Here is a 25,609-nt window from a genome sequence, read left to right on the forward strand (position 1 = left end):
AACCATGTCGATCCCCGTTGCTCAAGACACCGCGCCGTTGCTGCTGATTCAGCGGCGCATCCCCTGGGCCCTCAGCGGCCTGATGGCGCTGGCCTTTATCGTGGTGCCGCTGTGGGGCGATGACTACTGGCTGAACGCGATCCTGATCCCGTTCCTGGTGCTGTCGCTGGCCGGGCTGGGCCTGAACCTGCTCACCGGCTACACCGGCCAGACCTCGGTGGGCGCGGCCGGCTTCATGGCTGTCGGCGCATTTGCCACCTACGGTTTTTTGCTGCGCCTGCCGGAGCTGGGGTTGCCGGTGGCGCTGCTCGGTGGTGGCATTATCAGCGCCTTGGTTGGCCTGCTGTTTGGCCTGCCGAGCTCGAGGATCAAGGGCTTCTACCTGATGGTCACCACCCTGGCCGCGCAGTTTTTCCTGGAGTGGCTGTTCGTCAAGTTCCCCTGGTTCTACAACTACGGTTCGTCAGGGACCATCTCCGCGCCGAAGCTGGCGCTGTTCGGTCATGACCTAAACACGCCGTTGGGCCGTTACCTGCTGACCCTGGTTACCGTGGTGCTGTTGACCTGGACCGCGATCAACCTGGTGCGCAGCCAGGTCGGCCGCAACTGGATGGCGATCCGTGACATGGACACCGCCGCCGCCGTGGTCGGCATCCCGGTGGTGCGCTACAAGCGCCTGGCGTTTGCGGTCAGCTCGTTTTACTTAGGGATTGCCGGCGCGCTATGGGCCTTTGCCTACCTGGGCACGGCCAGCGCCAGCAGCTTCGATATCAATCGCTCCTTCCAAATCCTGTTCATCATCATTATCGGCGGCATGGGCAGCATCGCCGGCAACTTTGTCGGCGCGGCCTTCATCAGCCTGCTGCCGATCTTCCTCAGCCATGCCGGCCAGGCACTGTTCGGCGGTTCGGTGGATGCGGGGCAGTTGCAGAACCTGCAGAAAATCATCTTTGGCGTATTGATCATCGTGTTCCTGATCAAGGAACCCGAGGGTTTGATTCGCCTGTTGCACAACCTGCGTGACCGTGTGCGGCAGTGGCCGCTGCGTTTCTAACATTCCCTCAAGAGAATTCCCATGCGTGCATCCTTGAAACGTTCCATGATCGGCGCCGCGTTTACGCTGGCAACCCTGGCCGGTGCGGTCCCCCAGGCGATGGCCTCGCCGGACCAGCAATTCATTCCCCTGGCCACCTACCGCGTGGGCGCCTACGCCTCCAGCGGTGTGCAGGTGTGGGCCGGGATGATCGACTACCTGCGTTATATCAACGAGGTCGAAGGCGGCATCAATGGTGTGAAGCTGGTGTGGCAGGAGTGCGAAACCGAGTGGACGGCGGAGAAGGGCATCGAGTGCTATGAGCGCTTCAAGAATGGCCTGGATGGCGCGCCGGTTGCGGTGTACCAGCCCAACGGCGCGCCAGCGGCGTATGCGCTGAGCGAGCGCGCGGAAGTCGACAAGATCCCGCTGATCACCCTCGGCTACGGCCGCACTGAAGCCACCGACGGCACCGTGTTCCCCTACAACTTTCCGGTGATGCTGACCTTCTATAGCGAGGCGTCGACACTGGTGAATTACATCGCCCAGCGCGAAGGCGGCTTCGACAAACTCAAGGGCAAGAAGATCGCCACGGTCTACCACGACTCGGCCTATGGTCGCGAAACCCTCGGCCCGCTGAAATTGCTGGCGGAAAAGTACGGCTTTGAAAACATCCAGATTCCAGTGGCTGACCCCGGCAACGAACAGTCCGCGCAATGGCGCCAGGTGCGCCAGGCCAACCCGGACTGGGTGTTTCTGCGCACCTGGGGCGTGTCCACACCGGTCGCGGTGAAGACCGCTGCGCGTTTCGGCTTCCCGGTGGACCACATCGTCGGTGATATCTGGGCCAGCTCCAGCGAAGACGTGTTGCCCGCCGGTGCGGCCGCCAAGGGCTACCTGGCCCTCACGCCATACCCGGCCGGGGCTGATTTCGAGATCCACAAACGCCTCAAGCAGTACATCCTCGACAAGGGCCACAGTGACCTCAAGGACCTGAAGAACTTCGGCAGCGTCTACTACAACTCCGGTCTGGTGAACGCCGCCGTGGCGGTAGAAGCGATTCGCACCGGCCAGGCCAAGTTCGGCAAGCGCCCGCTCAATGGCGAAGAAGGCCGCTGGGGCCTGGAACACCTGAACATCGATGATGCGCGCTTGAAGGACATGGGCTACCTGGGCCTGATGCAGAACCTCAAGCTGTCGTGCCGCGACCACGAAGGTGGCGGCTCGGCGCGGGTGCAACAGTGGGACGGCGCCAACTGGACGCTGATCAGCGACTGGATCGCCGCCGACCGCGCCCTGTTGCGCCCGCTGATCGATGAAAAGTCGGCAGCGTTCGCCAAGGAAAAAGGCCTGACGCCGCGTACCTGCACCGGGGATGAATAAACCATGAGCCAGCCCGCTGCTGAATCCGCCAGCCAGGCGCTGTTGAGCGTCAACGACATCGAAGTGATCTACGACGGCGCGATCCTCGCGGTGGCCGGGGTGACGCTGAGCGTACCCAAGGGCGCGATTGTGGCCTTGCTCGGAGCCAATGGCGCCGGCAAGAGCACCACGCTCAAGGCCATCTCCGGGTTGGTGCGTGCCGAGCGGGCCGAGGTCAGCCGGGGCACGATCGAATACGCCGGTGCCGACCTGGCCGGCGTCGACCCCAGCCAGCGCGTGCGCCAGGGCATGGTCCACGTGCTGGAAGGTCGCCATGTGTTCGGCCAACTGAGCGTGGAAGACAACCTGCGCAGCGGCGGTTTTGTCCGGCGCCTGAGCCGCAAGGAGATGGAGCACGACCTGGAACGCATCTACGCCTGGTTCCCACGGCTCAAGACCAAGCGCCACACCCGCGCTGGTCTCACCTCGGGCGGCGAGCAGCAGATGGTCGCCATTGGACGGGCGTTGATGACCCGTCCTACTTTGGTACTGCTCGACGAGCCATCCATGGGTTTGGCGCCTATGATCGTGCAGGAGATTTTCGCGATCATCGCGCAGCTCAACCGCGAGCAGCAGATGAGCTTCCTGATCGCGGAGCAGAACATCAACGTTGCGCTGAACTATGCGTCCCACGGCTACGTATTGGATACTGGGCGCGTGGCCTTGAGTGGCAGCGCCGCTGAACTGTTGGCGCGGGGCGACTTGCATGACATTTATCTGGGCAAACAGTAAGGGCAACTCTGCATGACTGAATCCATCCGCAACGCTGATGTACTGATCATCGGCGGCGGCCTGAGCGGCACGATGCTGGCCGTGCAACTGCTGCGCCTGCCCGGCCAACGCCGGATCCTGGTGATCGAGCCGCGCGCGGAACTGGGGCGCGGCGAGGCCTACAGTGCTGTCGAACTGGGCCACACCCTCAACGGCAATGCGGCGCGCATGAGTGTCGACCCGGACAATGCCGACGACCTGACCCAATGGCTCACCGACTACATCGGCGCCGGCGGCTGGCCGGAGTCCGGCCAGCAACGCGTGCCGATCAGCGAATTGTTCCCGCCGCGCGGGATTTTTGGTTTGTACGCCCAGCAACGCTTGGCTGAGGCCAAGGCGCAGTCTGCATCCAGCGTCGAGCACGTGCTCGGCGAAGTGGTCGACCTGCAAGTGGAGGAAGCCTCGACGCTGCTGACCCTCGATAACGGCCAGCCACTGCGCGGCGGGTTTGCGGTACTGGCCACCGGCATGTTCCCGGCGGCACGCACGCCACAAACCGAATCCAGCGGGCTGAATGCGGCGGCGGTGGACCCGTGGGATGTCAAGGCGATGACCGAGATTGACCCACAAGCGCCGGTGCTGATCATCGGATCGGGGCTGACGATGGTCGACGCTGTGGTCTCCCTGGAACAGGCCGGGCATCGCGGACCCATCGAGGTTTTCTCGCGTCACGGCTTGCTGCCCCATGTGCGCCGGCAACCGCCGAGCTGGGTGGATTTTCTCGGCGAGGATCACCGTCTGCGCAGCCCTCGGCAATTGCTGCGCGAAGTGCGTCGGCAATGCGCTATTGCGCAAACGCAGGGCATCGATTGGCAAGCGCCGCTGGACACCGTGCGCGCGCACATCGGCCGCCTGTGGAGCCAGGCCAGCGAGCGCGAGAAACGCCAGTTCGTACGGCATGTGCGGCCGTGGTGGGAAAGCCATCACCACCGTTCGCCGCCGTTGAGCGCGCAGTTAGTGGCACGCTTGCATGATGAGGGGCGGTTACGGATCCGGGCAGCCTCTTTCAAGGGCTTGGAACCTTCGGCTGAAGGCGTGACCATTCGCTTGCGTCATCGCGGCGAGCAAGCCATCACTCAGGTCTCGGGCGCAGCGCTGATCAACTCCAGCGGTATCGAATACGACTGGCGCCGCGTGGCCCGTGCGCTGCCGCAGCAATTGCTCAAGCGTGGGCTGATCCAGCCGGGGCCTCTGGCGTTGGGGATTGCGGCGGACGCGTCGGGCGCGGTGCTGGACGCCGAGGGCAATGTCAGTCGGCGCCTGTTCGCCATGGGCCCGCCGTTGCGCGGGATGTGGTGGGAAAGCACCGCAGTGACCGATGTAGCGCTGCAAGCCAAGGCACTGGCCGCACGACTCACCCTATAGGCGCCGGCTTGCCGGTGAAAAACGTAAAGACGCCGCATACGTTCTGGCTTTTCGCGTCATCGTTGACGACCATCGCCGGCAAGCCAGCTCCCACATTCGAGTCGGTTCCTCCAGGTGCACCCCCAATCACCGATGTCCCGATCCCGCGCATGATCCGGCTCGATCCCTTGCGCCACAAGTCTGTCACCACGCGCGTGTCGCGGCCTTGGGGTTGCAACTTCCCGAGGCGCCAGGACCCAAGGGTGACTATGTGCCAGTGACGATTCATGCGGGTGTGGCCTATGTGAGTGGACAAGTGTACCGGCTGGGCGATGGCGTGATCAGCGGACCGGTGACGGACCAGACCTCGCCAGCGCGGGTGACACAGGCCGGTCAAACCTGCGCGTTGCGCGCCTTGAGCGTGCTGGATCAGGCGGTAGGGTTAGAGAACGTCGAGCGCATTCTGTTTGTGCGAGGTTTTGTGTTTGGCGGCGAGGGTTTCCAGCGCTTTTCCAACGTGGTCGACGGCGCTTCCCAGGTGTTGATTGACGTGTTTGGCGAGCAGGGCCGGCATGCGCGGTCGGCGGTCGGCGGTCGGCGGTCGGCGGTCTGCGTGGCGGGGTTGCCCAGTGGCGGAATGCTGGAATTGGAGGTCACCGCCGTTATCAAAACGACTGGATGACACATCGGCACTCACCTCAATGAACGCGTAAAATGCCGGTTTTTTTACGCGTATCTCGCAAAGGTGCCCCTTGAGCGCAGCCAAAGCCGTCGGACTGTTACTACTCACCTCCCTGTTGGCGGCGTGCGGCACCTCGCCGCCACGCACGCCCAATGACCTGTGCGGCATCTTCCGCGAAAAAGACGACTGGTACGACGCCGCCAAAGTCACGCAAAAGCGCTGGGGCGTGCCGATCCAGGTACCGTTCGCCATCATGTACCAGGAGTCCGGCTTCCGCCAGGACGCCCTGGCCCCCCGCAAATACCTGCTGTGGATCATCCCCTGGGGCCGCGTCTCCACCGCCGCCGGCTACGCCCAGGCCAAGGACGAAGTGTGGAACGACTACCGCAAGAGCACCGGCCGCACCGGCGCCAGCCGCCAGGACTTCGACGACGCCATCGACTTTGTCGGCTGGTACATGGACAAGACCTACACCATCAATGGCGTCTACAAATACGACGCCTACGGCCAATACCTGAACTACCACGAAGGCTGGGGCGGCTACCGCCAACGCACCTACGCCGCCAAGGCCTGGCTGCCGCCGGTGGCCAGCAAGGTACAGGCGCGCTCGCAGATGTATGCGGCGCAATATGCGCGGTGCAAGGATGATTTGGGGCGGGGGTTTTGGAGTCGGTTTTGGCGGTGGTTGTGAGGAGCAAAGGCTGTTCCCACGCTGCTGAAGAGCGCAGCGCGGGGGGAGGGGCTACATCTGGATCAACCAACCCACCAAAGGCACTATCATCAGTGTGCTCAACGCCATTGAGGTGACATTGCCAATATACGGGTGAAAGTGTGCTGGCAAGCGACCCGCAATCGCACAGGCCAGTGGCGGCGCGACCAGAGCCCCGAGCAGTGCACTTGAACCGATGACGGTCCAACTACCACCATGGGTCAATACAGCCGCCGGGACTACAGAGACCAGTGGAACGTAGGTCGGGTACCATCCTCGTTTCCTCCACTGTGTTCGCCAGATCACGACACCCAGTGCCGATGTCAGCGCCTGGGCCGCAAGCAGGGATAACAGCAGGCCCGATCCATACGCCGGGCTGAGCGGGTTCAGCGCATAGGCCACCAGTACACCTGCCAGCAACCCGAGACTGGCAAGTTCGTTCCCGAAAAAAGGCGCTTCGGAAAAATCCGCGAGCACCCGACGCAGACTCCAGGCAATACCATAAGTGGGCGGTTTGTCGGGTGCGGGTTTGGCGGGGGCTATGTAATCAGAACTCATCAACGACGGCACTCGGCGACACAGTACAAACGCAATGACGCTGCCGAGCGCCATGCCTACCACGTTGCCGATCACCACTGGAAGACCCAGTGGAACGCATACGAAGTTCACGATCAGCAGGCATAGGGGAGTCACCAGCAATGCGCCAAATACCGCACCGTTTATGGCAACTTTCCAGCCGCCGCCGAACATCAGCACCATGGCTGCCGGTAACGAGACGAATGCCGCAAACGTGGGTTGCCACGTCTGTGCGGTGACGCTCCAACCCCACAGGAGATTACTCAGCATCAGCCCCAGCAGTGAACTTGTCACCAACCAAGGCCATAGCCCTGTTCCGTATGAAATAGAAAATCCTTGCCAGGCTTTACCGTGCTTGCTCGCCCACCATGCAAGGTAGGCGCCGCCCAACAAACCGAGCGATGCCATTTCGTGCTTGTAGAAGGCTACTTCACTGATATCCCCGACTATCCATCGTAGCCAGGCAACGGGATGGGGTAGGCTTGTGATCATCTCGGTGTAGCCCGGCCAGGACCATTGGTTGCTAAGTGCAACCCACAGCATCAGTAGCACGCCGGCTAACCCCAATATCAGGATGGTTATATCGGCCTTGGACCGGCGGGGATTCGTTTCTGTAATGAGTGTTTTCATGCAGTGCCCTCCGATCAGCGTGGAAGGGCAGGGTGTCGGGAGTAGCCGAGCATTTGATCGTAGAGATCATTGCGTCGATCACGCTGCAGGTCATTGAGGCTGTTCCAGATCGGAGCACTGCGGGCGCTGGTGATATCAATGTCGGCGAACAGGATTTCCTGGCGATTGGCCGAAGCCACCGCGCCAATCGGCCAGCCGTTGGTCCCGGCAATCAACGAGCATCCGAGGTAACGCGCTTCCCGCTCTTCGCCAATGCGACTGGCGGCAGCGATAAACACGTTATTGACGTGGGCGGCAGTCATCGTCAGGTACGACGCCATGCATTTGCCTGCCTCATCGAACAGCGGCGGTGGCGTCCACACCCAATTGTTCAGGCTGCAAATAATATCGGCGCCCTGCTGGCCGAGAATACGTGGCACCTCTGGGAACCAGATGTCCCAACAAATCAGCAAACCAATACGGCCTATCGGTGTTTCAAATACTGGAAACCCGGTATCACCAGGCGTGAACCAGAGTTTTTCCAGGTTCCATAGATGCGCCTTGCGGTATTTGCCGATGAACCCATCGGGACCTAGTAGCACAGCCGTATTGAACAACTGCATACCGTCTATTTCACACAGGCCTGCCACCAGGTACACCTGGTGCGTGCAGGCAAAATCTGTCCACGCCTGCACACTATCGCCTCCTGGAATCAGCTCGGCGTGATCAAAAGCGTCCTGGCGACTGCTGAAGAAATACCCACAATTGGTAAGCTCGGGCAGCACGATCAGGTTCGCTCCACCGTTTGCGGCTTCGGTCGCCAGCGCAAGACTTTGACGCAGATTGTTGGCTCGGTTGTTCATGCCAACCTGAGGGTCCAGTTGGATGACTGCTACGCGTGCGGGGCTTGCTGGTTCGCTCATGTTGGTGACCTCTTATTGTTATACAACCGGGAGTCGGTTGGGCGTTTATTAAGAGGTCACTAAATGTTTAATTCAAAGTCAGGTGATTCCGTTTGCGTTGTAGTCTTTTTCTTTTATGGTTCTGCTTTGTAGATTGGGTAGTCTTGCATCGTAAAGCTTCCGTTGAAATTGGCTTGGGTTCTATTGCAAAGATTTATCACTGTATCAATTGCTCCCCTGAAGCAGGGTTCCGTCCAGCCTGCGTCTACGGAAAAGGATTCGCCGCAGAGGTACAGGCCTGACTTGTGAGAAAAGTCCCTGTTGTATTTCAATAATTTCATGGCTTCATAGTAAGTGCCTGCGCGGTAGAGCTTCGCACAACCCAGTGAGTTTTTATTGTTCATCCACCGTTGAACCACCGCGTGATTGCGTCCAATGTAGGGTGATATTCTTTCTTTGATGTTGGTGGATTTTAAAAGGATTCTGTCAAGGTCTTCGATGCATCGGTCAACGAGTTCTTCATCACTGAATACCGAAAGCTTTGTGGCGTCGTCTTCCCACGTGTAGCTGAGCAGGATGCAGTCATAAGTATTGTTATGGTGGTAGCGGTAGGTGTATACGTCATGGACCAAACTATCAGTCACGATGATTTGAGGGATGTTTTTGTTGTGAGAGAGGAACGACTTTTTGAGTGGGGCGTATACTTTGCAACTGGTTTCCCAATGGGCGGTTTTATAGGCTTCCGTAATGTCGAACGGAAGCATTTCCTGGCTGAAGTCTTCAATTGAAATTTGTGTTTCGATCAGCCAGGAGGGCAGTGTCATGACGACAGAGTCGTAATCGTGGAATTCCTTTTTTGCCTTTTTTCTGTGTGTAAGGTCACAGTCGATATAGACGCGTATTTTTCCGTTTTCTAGTTTTTGTATCTTTGTCACTGCACTGCTAGTCAAAAAACCTGAATGACTTTTTATGAGGTGTTCGTATAAAGACTCATGCGCTTCACCGGGTTTGATGAATAGCATGGATTCGGCCAGCGACCCAAGGCCTAGGTAGTTTGGTTTGTTGAATGCAAGGCCTCTTGAGTCAAAGGTCTCCGAATGTTCCAAGTAAGGCGATGGCATCGGTGTGCCGTCCGCGTTGACGCGCCCATGGATTAGTTGTAGGTGACTATTGAATCCAAATATTGCCGTACGTAGAGGGTAAAGAGAGCACACGTCATAGAATGCCCCCCAACTGCCATCACCAATACCTATAGCGTAAAAAACCGCGGATTCCTGAGCGCTCATTCCCATGCCGCCAAAGTTTCCTGGGTCAGTGGGGAGCCAATTATCGATGCTTGGCATTTTTACCAAGTCGCGAAAGGAAATGCCCTCATATTTTTTAACTATTAAATTCCACATCTTTTCCCAGTTTTCAGTGCCGTAGTGTTCGGATACGACCAATGTCATGCGCTCGGCGAAGGTTTTCCATTTTTCGAAAACTTTCCCCAGTGTTTGACCTGGGGGTGATGTTCTTCCATCAGTATTTTTCCAGATAAGCATTGTAGGCTCTGGGCTGTTATCTATACTTCCTTCTCGTAAATATATTCCTGTGGAGCGGACCGCTTGGCTGCCTGGATTTGGGAAATCTGAATGGTGCAATTCGAATTGATTGGCGTAATACGCCATAAGTGAACGTCCGTTTTTAGGAGGTTCTCCTGATTTGTTAAAGAACGGCATTCTCATAGCACCCATTTCGAAAGGCGGTCTGCCTAGTGTGCGGGTATGGCGGTTCCCAAGGGCGGTTAGATGCCTGCCTCCAATACGGTTCGATTTTTCAATTAACGTAATGTTTGTAAAGCCGCACCTATAAAGTTCGCGTGCAGTTGTTAAGCCTGTAATGCCTGCGCCAATAATGCATATTTTATGCGCGGGATCAGTTGCTCTTGCAATACCATCGACTTGCTCCACCAAAGTGCGATAGTCAAAACATAAATCGGGTGGGTTAGGGAATTCGGCAACCCATTCCCCCTTACGAGAGCGCTTTTTTCGAGGAGGGTGTTGGGCGGTATCTGCGGGGTAATTGAAGTTGGAACCGATGGTCATTCTGATATTCCCTGTTCAGAGTTGTTGTACTCTAAACAGGATGCGCGTGAGCGCTGCTAGCCAGAAATAGGCAAACGTTGGTTTTTGCGAAGGAAAGTCGCGTTTTTTCGTAAGGGCGGTGCAGGTGGTTAAGAGCCGGGAGCATGCTCCTTTACCCTGAACATTACTGTAGTAACCGGCTGCATGCACAGCAGCGACCGTTCCACCATCACATTCGCCTTTTCCATCGGATCCTACGCTTGCCAAACCTACCCAATTCTGGGAAAACCCCACCCTTTGTACCGTCAACGAGCGCCCTATGAGCCCCGAAGAACTCCAAATCACCGACATCCGCCCTGGCACCGGCAAAGCCGTGGTCAAGGGCGCGCTGATCACCACCCAATACACCGGCACTCTGGAAGATGGCACGGTGTTCGATTCCTCTTGGGAGCGCGGCAAGCCGTTCCAGTGTGTGATTGGCACCGGGCGTGTGATCAAGGGCTGGGACCTGGGCTTGATGGGCATGCAAGTGGGCGGTGTGCGCACGCTGTTTGTGCCGGCGCATCTGGCCTATGGCGAGCGGTCGATGGGCGCGCATATCAAGCCCAACAGCAACCTGCGTTTTGAGATTGAGTTGCTGGAAGTGCTGACGCGGGACGATTGAGGACGATGGACATGGAGGTTGATTCACACGGGTTGCCGGCGTGTTCCGTCGTGGGCATTCAGGTCGTTGAGCTGGGTGATCGCGATGAGGTCGAGTTGCAGCGGTTTTTTGAGCGGGCGCCGGATTACTTCATCGCGGTCAACGGCGCACCCGCCACTGCGACCGAAGCGCATGAGGAGTTGCAGGGACAGTTGCCCGCGGGGTGGGCGTGCAGTCGGATGTATTGGCTGGGTTACCGCGATGTGGAAAACCAGCTGGTGGCGGTGGTGAACATTGCGGCGGACTTGCTGGCTGTTGGTGTTTGGCATATCGGGCTGTTGCTGGTGGATGCACGCTTGCATGGCACTGGGTTGGCGCAGCGGCTGCACGCCGATCTTGAGGCTTGGGCGGCGGGCAATGGCGCTCAATGGCTGCGTTTGACGGTAGTCATCGGCAATGCCAAGGCTGACCGTTTCTGGCCAAAACTTGGCTATGTGCAGGTACGCACCCGCGAAGGGATCACGATGGGGCGTCAGGTGAACAGCGTATCGATTCAGGTCAAGGCCCTGACAGGTGGGCAGGTGGGTGATTACCTGACGTTGGTGCCGCGAGATCAAGTGGATTTACCTTCCTGAACCCATCCTGAAGAATCTTCTTATTCCCCATACGGAAACTTTCCTACGGTTTACTCTCCTTTCATCGGGGCGTAAGCTTCGCGCGTTTTCATCAATAGCGGAGACCCTCAGTGGGTACTTGTTCGAGTGACAGTAGTCGGCCGGTTTCGGTAACCGGCACAGGCTTGGCAAGGTAACGCGCATTTTTCCGATGCCGTTGTCTCGCCACTAAAAGCGAGAAGCGGCATCCCGGCAGCGGCCAATCCTGGCACCTGCCCGAATCCCTCTCATCGACGCTGACCAGCACCTGACTCGCCTCGGGATGCTACGGACGCGCCTGCCTTTTTTCGGCAGGCGGGCCAAGCTGACTGTGCCCATGAAACGGGCGCGGTGCAGACGGCGGTACCTGCACGACGGTTTCCTCGCGCAGGAGTAACACCATGAACTTCACTCTGTTGAAAGAGTTCTTCGCCGGCTTCCTGCGGACCCGGCACATCGCCCGGCACTTCCGCCGCCTGGCGATGCTCGAAACCGTGACCGACGCCAGCGTCAGCCGCGAAGTGCCGCCGACCCTGGCGCACACCTTGGTGGTCTCGGCCAACAGCAGTGCCGTGCAATTGCTCGGTACCCTGGGCAGCCACGCCGAAGGCTTGAACACCCAGGAAGCCGATGCGCTGCGCGTGCAATACGGCCTCAACGAAGTCGAGCATGAGCAGCCGCTGCCATGGTGGGTGCACCTGTGGCATTGCTACAAAAACCCGTTCAACCTGCTGCTGACCTTGCTGGCGGTGATCTCCTGGCTGACCGAAGACATGAAGGCCGCCACGGTGATTTTCTCCATGGTGGTGCTGTCGACGCTGCTGCGTTTCTGGCAGGAGGCCAAGTCCAACAAGGCTGCCGACGCCCTCAAGGCCATGGTGAGCAACACCGCCACCGTGTTGCGCCGGGACGAAGCCAAGCGCATCGAGCTGCCGATCAAGCAATTGGTGCCGGGCGACCTGATCATCCTGTCGGCCGGTGACATGATCCCTGCCGACTGCCGCGTGCTCAGCGCCAAGGACCTGTTCGTCAGCCAGGCGGCGATGACCGGCGAATCGATGCCGGTGGAGAAGTTCGCCCAGCAGCAGGACGCCAAGACCCGCAACCCATTGGACCTGGAGAATATCCTGTTCATGGGCACCAACGTGGTGTCCGGTGCGGCGACGGCGGTGATCCTGACCACCGGCAACAGTACCTATTTTGGTGCGCTGGCCCAGCGTGTGACCGCTACCGACCGCGCCACCACCTCGTTCCAGCACGGCGTCAACAAGGTCAGCTGGTTGCTGATCCGCTTCATGTTTGTGATGGCGCCGCTGGTGCTGTTCATCAATGGGTTCACCAAGGGCGATTGGACCGAGGCGCTGCTGTTCGCATTGTCGATTGCCGTGGGCCTCACCCCGGAAATGCTGCCGATGATCGTCACGTCCACCCTGGCCAAGGGGGCGGTGTTTCTGTCGCGCAAAAAGGTCATCGTTAAACGCCTGGACGCGATCCAGAACTTCGGCGCCATGGACGTGCTGTGCACCGACAAGACCGGCACCCTGACCCAGGACAGGATTTTCCTCGCACGCCATGTGGACGTGTGGGGCGAAGAGTCCGACGATGTGCTGGAAATGGCCTATCTCAACAGCTACTACCAGACGGGCCTGAAAAACCTGCTGGACGTGGCGGTGCTGGAACATGTGGAGGTGCATCCTGAGCTGAAGGTCGGCACCGCGTTCCAGAAAGTCGATGAGATCCCGTTCGACTTCAATCGCCGCCGCATGTCGGTCGTGGTCGCCGAGCAAGGCCAGCCGCATCTGCTGATCTGCAAGGGCGCGGTGGAAGAGATCCTGTCGGTGTGCACCAACGTGCGCCATGGCGACGTCAACGAAGCGCTGACCGAAGACCTCCTGGCACGTATTCGCCAGGTGACTGCCGCGTTCAATGAAGAAGGTCTGCGTGTAGTGGCTGTGGCGGCGCAGCCGATGGCGCCGGGGCAAGATACGTACAGCCTGGCGGATGAGAAAAACCTCACGCTGATCGGCTACGTGGCGTTCCTTGATCCACCGAAGGAAAGCACCGCGCCTGCGCTCAAGGCGCTTAAAGCCCACGGCGTCGCCGTGAAAGTGCTGACCGGCGACAACGAACTGGTCACCGCCAAGATCTGCCGCGAAGTGGGGCTGGAGCAACAGGGCCTGCTGATGGGCAACGACATCGAGGACATGACCGACGCCGAGCTGGCCAAGGCCGTGGAAACCACTAATGTGTTCGCCAAGCTGACGCCGTCCCACAAGGAGCGCATCGTGCGCCTGCTCAAGGCCAACGGGCATGTGGTGGGGTTCATGGGCGATGGCATCAACGATGCGCCGGCACTGCGTACCGCCGACATCGGCATTTCGGTGGACAGTGCGGTGGACATCGCCAAGGAAGCTGCCGACATCATCCTGCTGGAGAAGAGCCTGATGATCCTGGAGGAGGGCGTGCTGGAAGGCCGGCGCACCTTCGCCAACATGCTCAAGTACATCAAGATGACCGCCAGTTCCAACTTCGGCAACGTGTTCTCGGTGCTGGTGGCCAGTGCGTTTATCCCGTTCCTGCCGATGCTGCCGATGCACTTGCTGGTGCAGAACCTGCTGTACGACATTTCGCAGATTGCTATTCCGTTCGATAACGTCGATGCGCAGATGCTCAGCAAACCCCAACGTTGGCAGCCGGGCGATGTCGGCCGTTTCATGCTGTTTTTCGGGCCGATCAGTTCGATCTTTGACATCACCACGTTCGCACTCATGTGGTATGTCTTCGATGCCAACACCCCCGACCACCAGACCCTGTTCCAGTCCGGCTGGTTCGTGGTGGGGCTGCTGACCCAGACGTTGATCGTGCACATGATCCGCACCCCGAAAATCCCGTTCCTGCAGAGCCGTGCTGCGATGCCATTGATGGTGATGACGGGCGTGATCATGGCCGTGGGCATATTCCTGCCGATGGGCCCACTGGCGCACTACTTTAAATTGCAGGCGCTGCCATCGCTGTACTTTGTGTTCCTGCCAGTGATTCTGCTGGCGTATATGGCCCTGACCCAGGCGGTGAAGGGCTACTACATCCGTAAATTTGGCTGGCAGTAACAGCAGTAACAACGCCCCTTGTATGGGCTGGCAAGCCAGCGCCTACAGGGGTGAGTGGTCAAGGAGAGTTTTCATGCAAGCAATCAACAACATCAACCTCAATTCGCTGGTCGATACCCTGGTCAGCCTTACTGCGGCCTTTATTCTCGGCGGCCTGATCGGCTTCGAGCGCCAGTACCGCCAGCGCACGGCGGGCCTGCGGACCAACGTGCTGGTGGCGGTGGGTGCGGCGATCTTCGTCGACATGGCCAACCGTCTTGGTGGTGCCGAAGGCGCTGTGCGGGTGGTGGCCTATGTGGTGTCGGGTATTGGCTTTCTCGGTGCCGGCGTGATCATGCGCGAAGAGGGCAACGTGCGTGGGCTCAATACTGCCGCCACCCTCTGGGCCTCGGCTGCGGTGGGTGCCTGCGCGGGTGCCGACTTGATCCTGGAAGCGCTGCTGGGCACGTTGTTTGTGCTGGCGGCCAATACCTTGCTGCGCCCGATCGTCAACAACATCAACCGCCAGCCGCTGGATGTGGTGTCGGCAGAAGTCACCAACATCCTGTATGTGATCGCCCGGCGCACCCAGCAAAAAGCCGTTCTGGCGTTGCTGGAAGCTGAGCTGGCACGGTGCAATTACCCCGCCAGTGATGTGGATGTTCGCCCCTTCGGCACGGAAGAAGTCGAAATCGAAGCCACCTTGGCCGTGACCTCGGTAGACGGTGACGAGTTGGACGCCCTGGTGGCGCGCATCTCGATGTCGACCCTGGTGGTGCAGGCATTCTGGAGTCCAAGTACTACGGAGTAGGCTGTGTCTGTCAGGCAATGCCCCGCGCAAAGCCGGCTATGCTACTCAGAGGAAAAGTCCTACAAGCATTCGAGACTATCCCTTCATTTGAAACAACACGCCGTTGATAAGGTTGCGCGCTTGCGTCTGCTCAGCAACCAAGACGCAGCTCTACGTTATTACCGTGTTTGATCAAAAGGAGGGGTCTGTACTGCCTGATATGTTACGTAGAGTCATCAGTGCCGTCCGTCGGAACTGTTACTTTTCACAGGTAGATAGGTCCCGCGTGATATGTAAGCGTACTGATCCTCTTAGGGGAGTCTTATGAGCAACAAAGCTTTAATTGTGGACGATCACCCTTTTATACGTGCCACCGTGAAGTACCTGTTGAAGCAGGAAGGTTTTGTTGAGATTTTTGAGGCGGGCAACGGGGCCGATGCCATGCAGATTGCCCGTGAGCAGAAACCGGACCTGGTCATTCTCGATCTGGCAATGCCCAAGCTCGGTGGTCTGGAGGTCATCAGTCGGATCAAAGCGCTGGAGTTGCCTTGCAAGATCCTGGTGCTGACCTCTTACCTGGCGGTGTTCTTTTCCACCCGTTGCATGCGCGCCGGGGCCATGGGCTTTGTGGCCAAGACGGGCGAACTTGATGAGTTGCAAAAGGCGATCAGGGCGATCCGGTCTGGCTACAGTTGCTTTCCGAGCCTGCCGAGCAGTTCGGTACGCCGTGATGATCTGCAGACCACCGAGCATGAACTGGTGGAAGCGCTGTCGGACCGTGAATTGACAGTGTTGCAAAAATTGGCGCTGGGCCTGGGCAACAAGGACATCGCTAGGGACATGCTGCTGAGCCACAAGACCGTCAGCACGTACAAGACGCGCCTCAAGGAGAAACTGCGTATGGATTCGGTGGTGCACCTGGCCAAGTTCGCTCAGCGCAACCATCTGATCTGAAATGACCACCTCTCGGCGGGTGAAACTCACGGCCATTCTGCTGATAGGGCTGCTACCCTTGGCGGCGATGGCCCTGGATCAACCCTATCCCCTGCGCCTGCTTGGCCACTCCACCCTTGAACACCCCGATGTTGCGCTTGATGAAAGCGATTGGCGCTGGCTGCGTGAGCGACGCACGTTGGTGATGGGGGTGTCGGCACCCGACTACGCCCCTTTCGATTTGAGCAACCATGACGACTTTGAAGGCATCACGGCTGACTACACGGGGCTGGTCAGCCAGGTCTTGAACATCCCCATCGAGGTGCGGCGCTACGATACCCGCGATGAAGTGATCGAGGCACTCAAGTCAGGCGATGTGGATTTCGTCGGGTCGGCCAATGGTTACGAAGCGGCCGACAAGGCGTTGGTACTGTCGCGTTCCTACGCCAATGATCAACCTGTGCTGGTCACCCGTGCAGGTGACAGTCATTCATTGAGCGCCGACCTCGCCGACAAGCGCGTGGCGATGCTCTACCACTATATGCAGCCCGACGCAGTCCAGGCTTTTTACCCCAAGGCACATTTGCAGTTGTATGGCTCGACGCACCAGGCGATCGGTGCCGTGGCGTTCGGCCAGGCGGATGTCTACCTGGGCGACGCCATCAGTACCCGCTATCTGATCAACAAGAACCACCTGAACAATGTGCGCATGGCGGATTTTTCCGCATTGGAAGTCAATCCGTTCGGGTTTGCGTTTACCGCCGACAATCTTCGCCTGTTGAACATTATCAACACGGCGCTGGCGGTTATCCCGGCCAGCCAGCAGATGGATATCCTGCGGCGCTGGAGTGCCGGTGGCACCGGTGTCCTGGAGGCCGACCGTTTGCGGCTGAGTGACAACGAACAGCGTTGGCTGGAGAAGCATCCACGGGTAAGAGTGGCGGCCCTCGATAAATTCATGCCGCTGTCGTTTTTTAATGAACAAGGGCAGTTCGCCGGTTTGAGTGACGAGGTTTTATCGCGGATCAGTTTGCGCACCGGGTTGAAGTTCGACGTGGTGCAGGGCAGTTCGCTGCCTCGGCAAATTGACGAAGTCAGCACCGGTCAAGTGGACATGCTGGCGGTGATCACGCCCAGCGTCGAGCGTTCCGAGAAGATCCGCTTTACCCGGCCTTACCTGTCCAATCCTTATGTTTTGGTGGTGCGCGCCGCTGATGAGCACGTGGTTACGCTGGAGGACATGCCTGGCAAACGCCTGGCGTTCATCGGCGGCAACAGCCTCGCCGCGCAAATTGCCAAGGATTACCCAGGTATCGAGTTTGTCGACGTCGAGAACCCTGAAGCGTCCCTGAGCCAGGTCGCTAAAGGCAATGTTGATGCGACGGTGGTTTCGCTGATCAGCGCACGCTACATGATTGCGCGCGATTATCGGGATCGTCTGCGGATCACCAGCACAGTCGGGACGGAACCGGCGAGGATTGCCTTTGGTGTCAACCGCAGCCAACTGGAGCTGTATTCGATCCTGGAGAAGGCGCTGCTGAGCATCACACCCGAAGAGATGGACGAACTGTCCAACCATTGGCGCAGTGAGATCATCGTCGAAGACAGTTACTGGGTCAGCCACCGCAACGTGATTATCCAGGGGTTTGGCCTGGCGGCGCTGTTGCTGGTGATTACCCTGGGCTGGGTGCTCTACCTGCGCAACCTGATTCGCAAGCGGGCCCAGGCCGAGCGGGCCTTGAGCGACCAGATGCGGTTCATGGGCGTGCTGATCGACGGCACACCCCACCCGATTTACGTGCGCGATCGCCAGGGGCGGTTGATGGCGTGCAATAACGCCTACCTGGATGTGTTCGGCTTCAAGCTGGAGGACGTCATCGGCAAGACGGTCGTGGAAACCGACACCGGTAACCCGCCCCAGGCCCAGTCTTTCCATGCTGATTACTTGAGCCTGATGGCGCGTGGTGAGCCACAGATCCAGGACCGGGTCCTCAAGGTGCCCGGTGGTGGTGTACTGACCATTTACCAGTGGATGCTGCCGTACCGCGATAGCAACGGCAACGTCGTGGGCATGATTGCCGGGTGGGTCGATGTGAGTGAGCGCCAGCGCCTGCTGGGCCAGTTGCAGGAAGCCAAGGAGGAGGCCGACGCGGCCAACCGCGCCAAGACCACGTTCCTGGCGACCATGAGCCATGAGATCCGCACGCCCATGAACGCGGTGATCGGCATGATTGAGTTGGCCCAGAAAAACGCCGAGCAAGGTCGTGCCGATCAGGATGCGCTGGAGGTGGCGTCGATGGCCTCGCGCAGCATGCTGGAGCTGATCGGCGATATCCTGGACATTGCGCGGATCGAAACCGGTCACCTGTCCCTGACCCTGGCGCCGGCTAATCCGCGCGAGTTGCTGGCGTCAGTAGCGCGGGTGTTCGAGGGGTTGGCGCGGGATAAGGGGCTGTCGCTGCATGTCGAACTCGACCCGATGACCGACTGCTCGGTGCTCATAGATCCTTTGCGTTTCAAGCAGGTGGTGTCCAACCTGCTGGGCAATGCCATCAAGTTTACCGCCACCGGCCAGGTGCGCTTGGGTGCCCAGTGCGCGCCGGCGTCCGCTGACGAGCACGTAAACCTGCGGTTGTCTGTGGAAGATACGGGGATAGGCATCAGTGCCGAAGATCAGCAGCGCTTGTTCAACCCGTTTATCCAGGGCAGCAATCACGCCCAATCGGCACGCAGTGGTTCCGGCCTTGGGTTGGTGATCAGCCGCAACCTGTGCGAGATGATGGGCGGGCAATTGCACTTGAGCAGCGTGCTCGGAAAAGGCACGCGGGTGGACGTGGCGTTGACGCTGGCGTTGACCACGCAAACGCCGGTTTCCGTACCGGTGTCACGCGTTCCCCCTACCCAGGCCTTGAACCTGCTGGTGGTCGATGATTATCCGGCCAACCGTCTGCTGCTGGCTCGACAATTGAGTTTCCTGGGGCACCGCATCGTCACCGCCGACGATGGCGCCGAGGGCCTTGCACTGTGGCAGGCCGGTCATTTTGACGGGGTGATCACCGACAGCAACATGCCCATCATGGACGGCTACACGTTGGCGCGAGATATCCGCGCCCAAGAGCGTCAACTTGGCCTGGTGCCTTGCCTGATATTGGGATTCACCGCCAACGCCCAGCCGGAGGAAACGGAGCGCTGCAGACAGGCGGGCATGGATGGTTGTTTGTTCAAGCCGACCGGTTTGGATGATTTGCGCGCAGCGCTGGCATCACGCACGGCCAGTGCTGCCACGCCTAAAGCCGAACCGGTGTTTGATTTGAGCGCGTTGATTACCTTGACGGGCGGCGACAAGGCCGCACTCGACGAGTTGTTGCAGCCATTGCTTGGCAGCCTCGTCGAGGACCGCCTGCTGCTACCGGCGCTGCTTGATCCGGTGGACTTTGCCAGGCTGCATGACCTGGCTCACCGCGTCAAAGGCGGGGCCCGCATGGTCAAGGCTCAGGTGCTGGTCGCCTGTTGCGAAACCTTGGAGGGCGTATGTGAACGGCGCGACCACGATGCGTCATGGGCTGCGGTTGAGGCCGTAGGCGTGGCCATTGACGGCTTGCACCGTAGTCTCAGCCAGCACTGCAAGCAGGCTTGACCGAGTGTGTTAGCCATTCGGTGGATTTGGGAGAACTCCTACATGGATAGGGAACAAGCCTGATTTTGTCTTCGAGGTATGTCTGGAAAATGGGCCAGGCTCAATGACGAGCACTGCCTGCCCAGGAGTTCGCCATGCCAAACAAAGCACTGACCATTCTGATTGCCGATGAGCAACACCTGCAACGCTTGTACATCGAGAAGATGCTCAACCAGTTGGGGTATCACCGGATCGTCCCGGTGCAGACCTTCGAAGAGGTCCAACTGCTCACCGCCATCCCGGCCCAGCCTTTTGATGTGCTGATCATCAACGCTGGGCTGGCCACCCACACTTGCGGGCCTCAACCCCAGGCGCATCATGTACTGGTCTACGATCACCTGGACCTGAACCCGGACACGCCCGCCGGTAAAAAGCCTGCGGTGTTGGTACGCCTGCCCGGCGTGCCGGACACAGTCAACCTTGAACACTTCATGGACATCATCGACCCACCCGCAGCCACGGCCGGCCTGCGGGTGTTGCCGTGGCTGCGGGAGCTATCGCGCAGCCACGTGGCCAGGGTTTAGTCCCACTTTGGCGCGATGCCCTTGGGGCTGGTCAGGCGATGGCCGCGTTCCAGTGCGGCGATCTGTGCCATGTCGGCAGCGTTCAAGGTCAGTTGCAGGGCCTTGAGGTTGCTTTCCAGGTTGGCGCGTTTGGTCGACGACGGAATGACTGCGTAGCCCAGTTGCATGGCCCAGGCCAACGTAACTTGCGCCGGGGTGGCCTGATGGCGCTCGGCGATTTGCTGGATTACCGGGTCCTTGAGCACTTCGCCGTAGGCCAGGGTCATGTAGGACGTGATCTGGATACCGTGGGCGGTGGCAAAGTCCACGACCTTGCGGTTTTGCAGGTAGGGATGCAGTTCGATCTGGTTGGTGGCGATATTCTCGGCGCCCACGGCTGCAATCGCCTGCTTCATCAAGTCGACGGTGAAGTTGGAAATGCCGATCTGGCGGGTCAGGCCCAGGCGCTTGGCTTCCAACAGTTGGCCCATGAACTCGGCGACAGGTACCTGGTCTTCCGGCGAGGGCCAGTGGATCAGGGTCAAGTCCAAGTAGTCGGTTTTCAGTTTGCGCAGGCTTTCTTTCAGGCTTGGAGTCAGCTGGCCTTCGGCGAAGTTGGCGATCCAGATCTTGCTGGTGATGAACAGCTCATCGCGCGGGATGCCACTGTCGGCAATCGCCTGGCCGACATCGGCTTCGTTCTCGTAGATCTGCGCGGTGTCGATGACGCGGTAGCCCAGTTGCAGGCCGGTGCTGACGGAATCGATCACGACCTGGCCTTGCAGGCGGAAGGTGCCGAGGCCAAAGGCCGGAACGTTTTGCATAGGGGTAGACATCAGTAACTCCAGACGGGGTGTGAACAATGGAGTCGAGTATCCGCCCGTCGTTCCTTCGGAAAAACAGTCGAATCCGAAAAGGACTCTTTACCACAGGTCACGAATGGCCGCCTTGCCACTGTCGTCAGTTCCCGTAGCAACGTTCTCATTCCCGCCAGCGGCTTAAAACGTCGGCGGCGTAATCACCCAGATCACCACCGTGTTCACCTTGCCAGGGTTGCCGTAACGATGGGGCTCATTGCTGGCAAAGCTGAAACTGTCGCCCGCCTCCAGCAGAAAATGCCGCTCACCCACCCACAGCTCGAACCGACCACTCAGCACGTAGCCTGCTTCTTCGCCTTCATGGCTGTAACTCTGCTGGCTATAGGCGCCGGGCGGAAAGCTCGATTGCAGCATTTCCAGCTGGTGGTTGGGCAGGGGCGTCAACAGTTGGTCGACGATGCCATCTTCGTAGTGAATGCTTTGGCGATTGCCTTTGCGGACCACGTAGCCTTGGTCCTCGACTGCGGACACGGTTTCGCTGGCGAAGAACCACTGGGTGGTCACGCCCAGGCTGCGGGCAATGTTGAACAGTGCCGGGATCGAGGGATAGGCCAGGTTACGCTCCAACTGGCTGAGGTAACCGGCAGTCAATTCACTGGCCTGCGCCAAGGCGGTGAGGGTCAGCCCACGCGCCTTGCGCAGGCCACGAATGCGCGTGCCGAGAAACAGTTGCTGGGGTTCGTCTGTCACAGGTTCCACGCTACCTTGAGTCCTTCGTAGATCGCCTCTTCGGCGGTGCGCGGGGCCAGGCAGTCGCCGATCCGATCAAAGGGCACCAGGCCATGCAGCTCCGCGCCCAGAGTGTCCACCGGCTGGTGCCCCTGGCACAACACCAGGGTGTCGATATTCTCCAGCAGCATCGGCTCGCCGCTGGCGGTGTGTTGCAGGTAGACCGTGGTGTCGTCGCAACCGTAGAGGCGGGCGTAGGGGATGATCGGGATGCCCCGCCGATGCAGTTCGCCCGCCAGTTGATCGCGCACGTACAGCGGCAGGTTTTCCCCGCAGTGAGTGCCATTGACCGCCAGTTGTACCCGGTGGCCTGCGCGTGTCAGGCGCTCGGCAATGCCGGGGCCGATCCAATCGCAACGCCAGTCGACCACCACCACTGAGCGCCCCAGGGGGACTTGCTCGCGCAGCACCTGCCAGGCGTCCACCACCTGCAGCTCGCCGCCTTGCTCGAAGGTTGGCCAGTAAGGTTCGGCGCCGGTGGCGATGATCACGTGGTCGGGACGTTCCTGTTCCACCAAGGCACGGTCGACCCGGGTATTGCGCACCACCCGTACACCGGCCAGTTCCATCTCGCGTTGCAGGTTGGTACTGGCGCCACCGAATTCGCTGCGCCGTGGTAGCAGTTGGGCCAGCAATACTTGGCCACCCAATTGCCCGCTGGCTTCGTACAGCGTCACGTCATGCCCGCGTTGTGCGGCGACTGCCGCCGCTTTCATGCCTGCCGGGCCACCCCCTACTACCATGATGCGTTTGCGCTTCAACGCCCCTTGCATTTCACCAAATATCAGCTCGCGGCCGGTCTCCGGATGCTGGATGCAGGAGATCGGCAAACCCTTGTGAAAATGACCGATGCACGCTTGATTGCAGGCAATGCACGCCCGCACATCTTCAGCGCGCCCCTCGAGGGTCTTGGCCGGCATCCGGGGGTCGCAGATCAACGCCCGCGTCATGCCGCAGACATCGGCCTGGCCGTGCGCCAATATCAGCTCCGCCTCCTGAGGCTGGTTGATCCGCCCGGTGACGAAAAGCGGAATCGACAGGCTGGCCTTGAACCTCGCCGCCTCATCGGCAAGGTACGCAGCGGCAATCGCCATGGGTGGCACGATATGGATCGCGCCGCCCAGGGAGGCTGATGTACCCGCGACGATATGCACGTAATCCAGCTGTGCCTGCAGACGTTGCACGGCCTCCAGGGATTCGGTTTCGGTGAGCCCCTCGGCATCGCGTTCATCGGCAGAAATGCGCAGGCCGATGATGAACTGGTCGTCGGTGGCGGCCCGTACCGCCGCGATGATGTCTCTCAAGAACTTCAGCCGATGCTCCAGGGAGCCGTTGTAAGCATCACTGCGCCGGTTCACCCGAGGGTTGAGAAATTGCGCCGGCAAGTACCCATGGCTGGCGACCACTTCAACCCCGTCGATCCCGGCCTGGTGCAGGCGCCTGGCCGCCGCTGCATAACCTGCAACGATCGCGTCGATCATCGCCTGGTCCAACGCCCTTGGCATCACGCGAAAGCGCTCATTGGGCACGCCGGACGCCGAGTACGCCACGGCCAGCAAGCCGTCGGCCGACTCCATGATTTCGCGCCCAGGGTGAAAGATCTGCGAGAGCACCACGGTGCCTTGGGCGTGGCAGGTGTTGGCCAGTTCGCGGTAGCCGTCGATGCAGCCGTCGTCAGTCGCCATCAGCACATGGGAGGTGTACCGCGCGCTGTCATGCACCCCGGCGACTTGCAACACGATCAGCCCTACACCGCCTTCGGCACGGGCGCGGTGGTAGGCGATCAGCTGCGCATTGACGCGGTTATCGGTGGGCATCGAGGTGTCATGCCCGCTGGACATGATGCGGTTTTTCAGGCGTTTGCCGCGCAGCACTAAGGGTTCGAACAGATGGGGAAAGGCAGGGTGCGACATGGTGCGAATACTCCAGGCGCTGTTATTGTTATCGTTCTATAGGAGGCGAGCGCCAGTAAAAAATCAACTTGTTTTTTTACTGGCGGCTGGATTAGCGTCGCCCTCACCAACCCGTGCCTGGAGAATAAAAATGACGCACTCCACCGAACAACAACTGCGTGAACAGCTCGCCGCGTGCTATCGATTGATCGCGCACTACCGCATGAGCGACCTGATTTTTACGCATATCTCGGTGCGCATCCCTGGGCCTGAACATCACTTCCTGATCAACCCGTATGGGCTGATGTTCGACGAAATCACCGCGTCCAGCCTGGTCAAGATCGGCTTGGACGGCCACGCCGTGGAACCCTCGGCCTATGCGGTCAACCCGGCGGGTTTTGTGATCCACAGCGCGATCCACGGTGCGCGTGAAGACGCCCAGTGCGTGTTGCACACCCACACCCGTGCAGGCTGTGCGGTGGCCGCGTTGGCGTGCGGGTTGTTGCCGGTTAACCAGATTTCGATGGAGTTCTACGGCAAAGTCGCCTACCACGACTACGAAGGCGTGGCCCTCGACATGGATGAGCAGCAGAGGCTGGTACAGGACCTGGGCGATAAGCCGGTGCTGATGCTGCGTAACCACGGTTTGCTCACCGTCGGCGAGACGGTCAGCCAGGCGTTCCTGCGCATGTACTATCTGGAGAAGGCCTGCGATATCCAGATTGCCGCCCAGGCGTGCGGCCCGCTGGTGCTGCCGCCTGCCGAGGTCTGCGCCTACACCGAGCAGCAATTCAACAACCCTGGCCGACCACTGGAGGAGGGCGAGTTGGTCGACCTGGACGCCATGCAATTGGCGTGGGCGGCGTTGCTGCGGATGCTGGATCGGGTGTCGCCGGGGTATCGCGACTGATGTAGAGTCGTGCTGCCGACTCAACCCAAGGACACCGCCGTATGACCCAGGAATCCCGTTTTTCCAGGATGGAGCCGGAAGTGCGCAAGGCCACGCTGGTGCAGGCCACGCTCACGTGCCTCAAGCGTGATGGTTTCCAGGGCGCGTCGATCCGCAAGATCAGCGCCGAGGCCGGGGTGTCGGTGGGGCTGATCAGCCATCACTATTCGGGCAAGGATGAACTGGTGGCCGAGGCCTACCGGACCATCACCGGCCAGGTCATGAGCCTGCTGCGCGAGACCATGGCCAAGGCACCGCCGAACCCCAGGGAGCGTCTGTCGGCGTTGTTCCGTGGCTCGTTTTCCGCCGAATTGCTCGACCCGCACCTGCTGGACGCCTGGCTGGTGTTCTGGGGCGCGGTAAAGACGGCGCCGGCAATCAACCTGGCCCACGAGCATTCCTACGGCGAGTACCGCACCATCATGCGTTCGGCGCTGACCGACATGGCCAGGGAGGAGGGCTGGAAGCACTTCGACGCCGACCTCGCCGCCATCGGCTTGAGCGCATTGCTCGACGGGTTGTGGCTGGAGTCGGGGCTCAACCCCGGCACCTTCACACCCGAGCAGGGCATTCAAATCTGTGAAGCCTGGGTGGACGGGCTGCAGGCCGGTGGTCGCCAGCGATATCAGCTCAAACCCTGAGCCCATCCCGCCGCCCGAACGCCAGGTTCGGGCCGGCATTTCCCGCTTTGAAAATATTTGCGGTTTGCTGATTGCCTTCTTACTGAACACTTGTTTAGTATCGCCTCATGTCGCACCCCTCAAGC

Annotated in this window: 21 protein-coding genes; 15 read left to right on the plus strand and 6 right to left on the minus strand. The window is 59.7% G+C overall.

Annotated features, from left to right (window positions below):
* The first annotated feature begins 4 nt into the window (after positions 1–4).
* The 6 genes from CWC48_RS21920 to CWC48_RS21945 all read left to right on the plus strand — a co-directional run bounded on the left by CWC48_RS21920 (position 5) and on the right by CWC48_RS21945 (position 5,943).
* A complete protein-coding gene (locus CWC48_RS21920) occupies positions 5–1,054 on the plus strand; it encodes a branched-chain amino acid ABC transporter permease (protein WP_100490295.1) in 1,050 nt (349 codons plus the stop codon).
* 21 nt (positions 1,055–1,075) lie between these two features.
* Entirely contained in the window at positions 1,076–2,416 is a 1,341-nt protein-coding gene (locus CWC48_RS21925; RefSeq protein WP_078049208.1) for an ABC transporter substrate-binding protein, read from the plus strand.
* A gap of 3 nt (positions 2,417–2,419) precedes the next feature.
* Positions 2,420–3,187 (plus strand): ABC transporter ATP-binding protein, encoded by a 768-nt coding sequence (locus CWC48_RS21930; protein ID WP_100490296.1) that lies wholly within the window; start codon positions 2,420–2,422, stop codon positions 3,185–3,187.
* A 12-nt stretch (positions 3,188–3,199) separates the two neighbouring features.
* Entirely contained in the window at positions 3,200–4,591 is a 1,392-nt protein-coding gene (locus CWC48_RS21935) for an FAD/NAD(P)-binding protein (protein ID WP_100490297.1), read from the plus strand.
* Between the two features lie 94 nt (positions 4,592–4,685).
* Positions 4,686–5,252: a RidA family protein gene (locus tag CWC48_RS21940; protein WP_256581779.1), complete on the plus strand. Its 567-nt coding sequence runs from the start codon at positions 4,686–4,688 to the stop codon at positions 5,250–5,252.
* 70 nt (positions 5,253–5,322) lie between these two features.
* Positions 5,323–5,943, plus strand: a complete 621-nt coding sequence (locus CWC48_RS21945; protein WP_078049204.1) for a hypothetical protein — start codon at positions 5,323–5,325, stop codon at positions 5,941–5,943.
* A 51-nt stretch (positions 5,944–5,994) separates the two neighbouring features.
* On the opposite strand, the gene CWC48_RS21950 is transcribed toward CWC48_RS21945, so the two are convergent.
* The 3 genes from CWC48_RS21950 to CWC48_RS21960 all read right to left on the minus strand — a co-directional run bounded on the left by CWC48_RS21950 (position 5,995) and on the right by CWC48_RS21960 (position 10,132).
* The gene (locus CWC48_RS21950) at positions 5,995–7,167 is read right to left on the minus strand and encodes a hypothetical protein (RefSeq protein WP_177409447.1); all 1,173 of its coding nucleotides are present in this window, start codon (positions 7,165–7,167) and stop codon (positions 5,995–5,997) included.
* A gap of 14 nt (positions 7,168–7,181) precedes the next feature.
* Positions 7,182–8,069 carry a nitrilase family protein gene (locus CWC48_RS21955; RefSeq protein ID WP_078049203.1) on the minus strand — a complete coding sequence of 296 codons (888 nt, stop codon included), beginning with the start codon at positions 8,067–8,069 and terminating at the stop codon, positions 7,182–7,184.
* 113 nt (positions 8,070–8,182) lie between these two features.
* On the minus strand, positions 8,183–10,132 hold the full coding sequence (locus CWC48_RS21960; protein ID WP_100490299.1) for an FAD-dependent oxidoreductase: 1,950 nt from the start codon (positions 10,130–10,132) through the stop codon (positions 8,183–8,185).
* 298 nt (positions 10,133–10,430) lie between these two features.
* Here CWC48_RS21960 and CWC48_RS21965 point away from each other — a divergent pair, with 298 nt between their 5' ends.
* The 7 genes from CWC48_RS21965 (at position 10,431) to CWC48_RS22000 (ending at position 20,416) form a co-directional block, all read left to right on the plus strand.
* Positions 10,431–10,775 (plus strand): FKBP-type peptidyl-prolyl cis-trans isomerase, encoded by a 345-nt coding sequence (locus tag CWC48_RS21965; protein ID WP_061436125.1) that lies wholly within the window; start codon positions 10,431–10,433, stop codon positions 10,773–10,775.
* Positions 10,776–10,786: 11 nt separating this feature from the next.
* The gene (locus CWC48_RS21970; RefSeq protein WP_100490300.1) at positions 10,787–11,389 is read left to right on the plus strand and encodes an N-acetyltransferase; all 603 of its coding nucleotides are present in this window, start codon (positions 10,787–10,789) and stop codon (positions 11,387–11,389) included.
* 419 nt (positions 11,390–11,808) lie between these two features.
* Entirely contained in the window at positions 11,809–14,514 is a 2,706-nt protein-coding gene (gene mgtA / locus CWC48_RS21980) for a magnesium-translocating P-type ATPase (protein WP_100490301.1), read from the plus strand.
* Positions 14,515–14,587: 73 nt separating this feature from the next.
* Complete coding sequence (locus tag CWC48_RS21985; RefSeq protein ID WP_049708994.1) at positions 14,588–15,304, plus strand: MgtC/SapB family protein; 717 nt, start codon at positions 14,588–14,590, stop codon at positions 15,302–15,304.
* Between the two features lie 303 nt (positions 15,305–15,607).
* Positions 15,608–16,237 carry a response regulator transcription factor gene (locus tag CWC48_RS21990; RefSeq protein ID WP_100490302.1) on the plus strand — a complete coding sequence of 210 codons (630 nt, stop codon included), beginning with the start codon at positions 15,608–15,610 and terminating at the stop codon, positions 16,235–16,237.
* Between the two features lies 1 nt (position 16,238).
* The gene (locus tag CWC48_RS21995) at positions 16,239–19,853 is read left to right on the plus strand and encodes a transporter substrate-binding domain-containing protein (protein WP_100490303.1); all 3,615 of its coding nucleotides are present in this window, start codon (positions 16,239–16,241) and stop codon (positions 19,851–19,853) included.
* Between the two features lie 134 nt (positions 19,854–19,987).
* The gene (locus CWC48_RS22000) at positions 19,988–20,416 is read left to right on the plus strand and encodes a chemotaxis protein CheY (protein WP_078049197.1); all 429 of its coding nucleotides are present in this window, start codon (positions 19,988–19,990) and stop codon (positions 20,414–20,416) included.
* On the opposite strand, the gene dkgB is transcribed toward CWC48_RS22000, so the two are convergent.
* From dkgB to CWC48_RS22015, 3 genes are all read right to left on the minus strand, one after another.
* Positions 20,413–21,231 (minus strand): 2,5-didehydrogluconate reductase DkgB, encoded by an 819-nt coding sequence (gene dkgB, locus CWC48_RS22005; protein WP_100490304.1) that lies wholly within the window; start codon positions 21,229–21,231, stop codon positions 20,413–20,415. The two genes, CWC48_RS22000 and dkgB, sit on opposite strands and share 4 nt — an antisense overlap.
* A gap of 162 nt (positions 21,232–21,393) precedes the next feature.
* The gene (locus CWC48_RS22010; protein ID WP_100490305.1) at positions 21,394–21,972 is read right to left on the minus strand and encodes a helix-turn-helix domain-containing protein; all 579 of its coding nucleotides are present in this window, start codon (positions 21,970–21,972) and stop codon (positions 21,394–21,396) included.
* The gene (locus CWC48_RS22015) at positions 21,960–23,915 is read right to left on the minus strand and encodes an FAD-dependent oxidoreductase (RefSeq protein WP_100490306.1); all 1,956 of its coding nucleotides are present in this window, start codon (positions 23,913–23,915) and stop codon (positions 21,960–21,962) included. The genes CWC48_RS22010 and CWC48_RS22015 overlap by 13 nt, the downstream gene beginning before the upstream one ends.
* Positions 23,916–24,045: 130 nt before the next feature.
* Between CWC48_RS22015 and CWC48_RS22020 the strand changes: the two genes are divergently transcribed.
* Positions 24,046–24,804, plus strand: a complete 759-nt coding sequence (locus CWC48_RS22020) for a class II aldolase/adducin family protein (protein WP_078049193.1) — start codon at positions 24,046–24,048, stop codon at positions 24,802–24,804.
* Between the two features lie 41 nt (positions 24,805–24,845).
* On the plus strand, positions 24,846–25,484 hold the full coding sequence (locus tag CWC48_RS22025) for a TetR family transcriptional regulator C-terminal domain-containing protein (RefSeq protein ID WP_078049192.1): 639 nt from the start codon (positions 24,846–24,848) through the stop codon (positions 25,482–25,484).
* The last annotated feature ends 125 nt before the right edge of the window (positions 25,485–25,609 follow it).

The organism is Pseudomonas sp. S10E 269 (assembly GCF_002798465.1).
In the GTDB taxonomy this organism is placed as follows: domain Bacteria; phylum Pseudomonadota; class Gammaproteobacteria; order Pseudomonadales; family Pseudomonadaceae; genus Aquipseudomonas; species Aquipseudomonas pergaminensis.

Excerpts from the sequence above, each read along its gene's own strand:
- CWC48_RS21920 (WP_100490295.1), top strand. The coding sequence starts at position 5 with ATGTCGATCCCCGTTGCTCAAGACACCGCGCCGTTGCTGCTGATTCAG.
- CWC48_RS21925 (WP_078049208.1), top strand. The coding sequence starts at position 1,076 with ATGCGTGCATCCTTGAAACGTTCCATGATCGGCGCCGCGTTTACGCTG.
- CWC48_RS21930 (WP_100490296.1), top strand. The coding sequence starts at position 2,420 with ATGAGCCAGCCCGCTGCTGAATCCGCCAGCCAGGCGCTGTTGAGCGTC.
- CWC48_RS21935 (WP_100490297.1), top strand. The coding sequence starts at position 3,200 with ATGACTGAATCCATCCGCAACGCTGATGTACTGATCATCGGCGGCGGC.
- CWC48_RS21950 (WP_177409447.1), bottom strand. The coding sequence starts at position 7,167 with ATGAAAACACTCATTACAGAAACGAATCCCCGCCGGTCCAAGGCCGAT.
- CWC48_RS21955 (WP_078049203.1), bottom strand. The coding sequence starts at position 8,069 with ATGAGCGAACCAGCAAGCCCCGCACGCGTAGCAGTCATCCAACTGGAC.
- CWC48_RS21960 (WP_100490299.1), bottom strand. The coding sequence starts at position 10,132 with ATGACCATCGGTTCCAACTTCAATTACCCCGCAGATACCGCCCAACAC.
- CWC48_RS21965 (WP_061436125.1), top strand. The coding sequence starts at position 10,431 with ATGAGCCCCGAAGAACTCCAAATCACCGACATCCGCCCTGGCACCGGC.
- CWC48_RS21970 (WP_100490300.1), top strand. The coding sequence starts at position 10,787 with ATGGAGGTTGATTCACACGGGTTGCCGGCGTGTTCCGTCGTGGGCATT.
- mgtA (WP_100490301.1), top strand. The coding sequence starts at position 11,809 with ATGAACTTCACTCTGTTGAAAGAGTTCTTCGCCGGCTTCCTGCGGACC.
- CWC48_RS21985 (WP_049708994.1), top strand. The coding sequence starts at position 14,588 with ATGCAAGCAATCAACAACATCAACCTCAATTCGCTGGTCGATACCCTG.
- CWC48_RS21990 (WP_100490302.1), top strand. The coding sequence starts at position 15,608 with ATGAGCAACAAAGCTTTAATTGTGGACGATCACCCTTTTATACGTGCC.
- CWC48_RS21995 (WP_100490303.1), top strand. The coding sequence starts at position 16,239 with ATGACCACCTCTCGGCGGGTGAAACTCACGGCCATTCTGCTGATAGGG.
- CWC48_RS22000 (WP_078049197.1), top strand. The coding sequence starts at position 19,988 with ATGCCAAACAAAGCACTGACCATTCTGATTGCCGATGAGCAACACCTG.
- dkgB (WP_100490304.1), bottom strand. The coding sequence starts at position 21,231 with ATGTCTACCCCTATGCAAAACGTTCCGGCCTTTGGCCTCGGCACCTTC.
- CWC48_RS22015 (WP_100490306.1), bottom strand. The coding sequence starts at position 23,915 with ATGTCGCACCCTGCCTTTCCCCATCTGTTCGAACCCTTAGTGCTGCGC.
- CWC48_RS22020 (WP_078049193.1), top strand. The coding sequence starts at position 24,046 with ATGACGCACTCCACCGAACAACAACTGCGTGAACAGCTCGCCGCGTGC.
- CWC48_RS22025 (WP_078049192.1), top strand. The coding sequence starts at position 24,846 with ATGACCCAGGAATCCCGTTTTTCCAGGATGGAGCCGGAAGTGCGCAAG.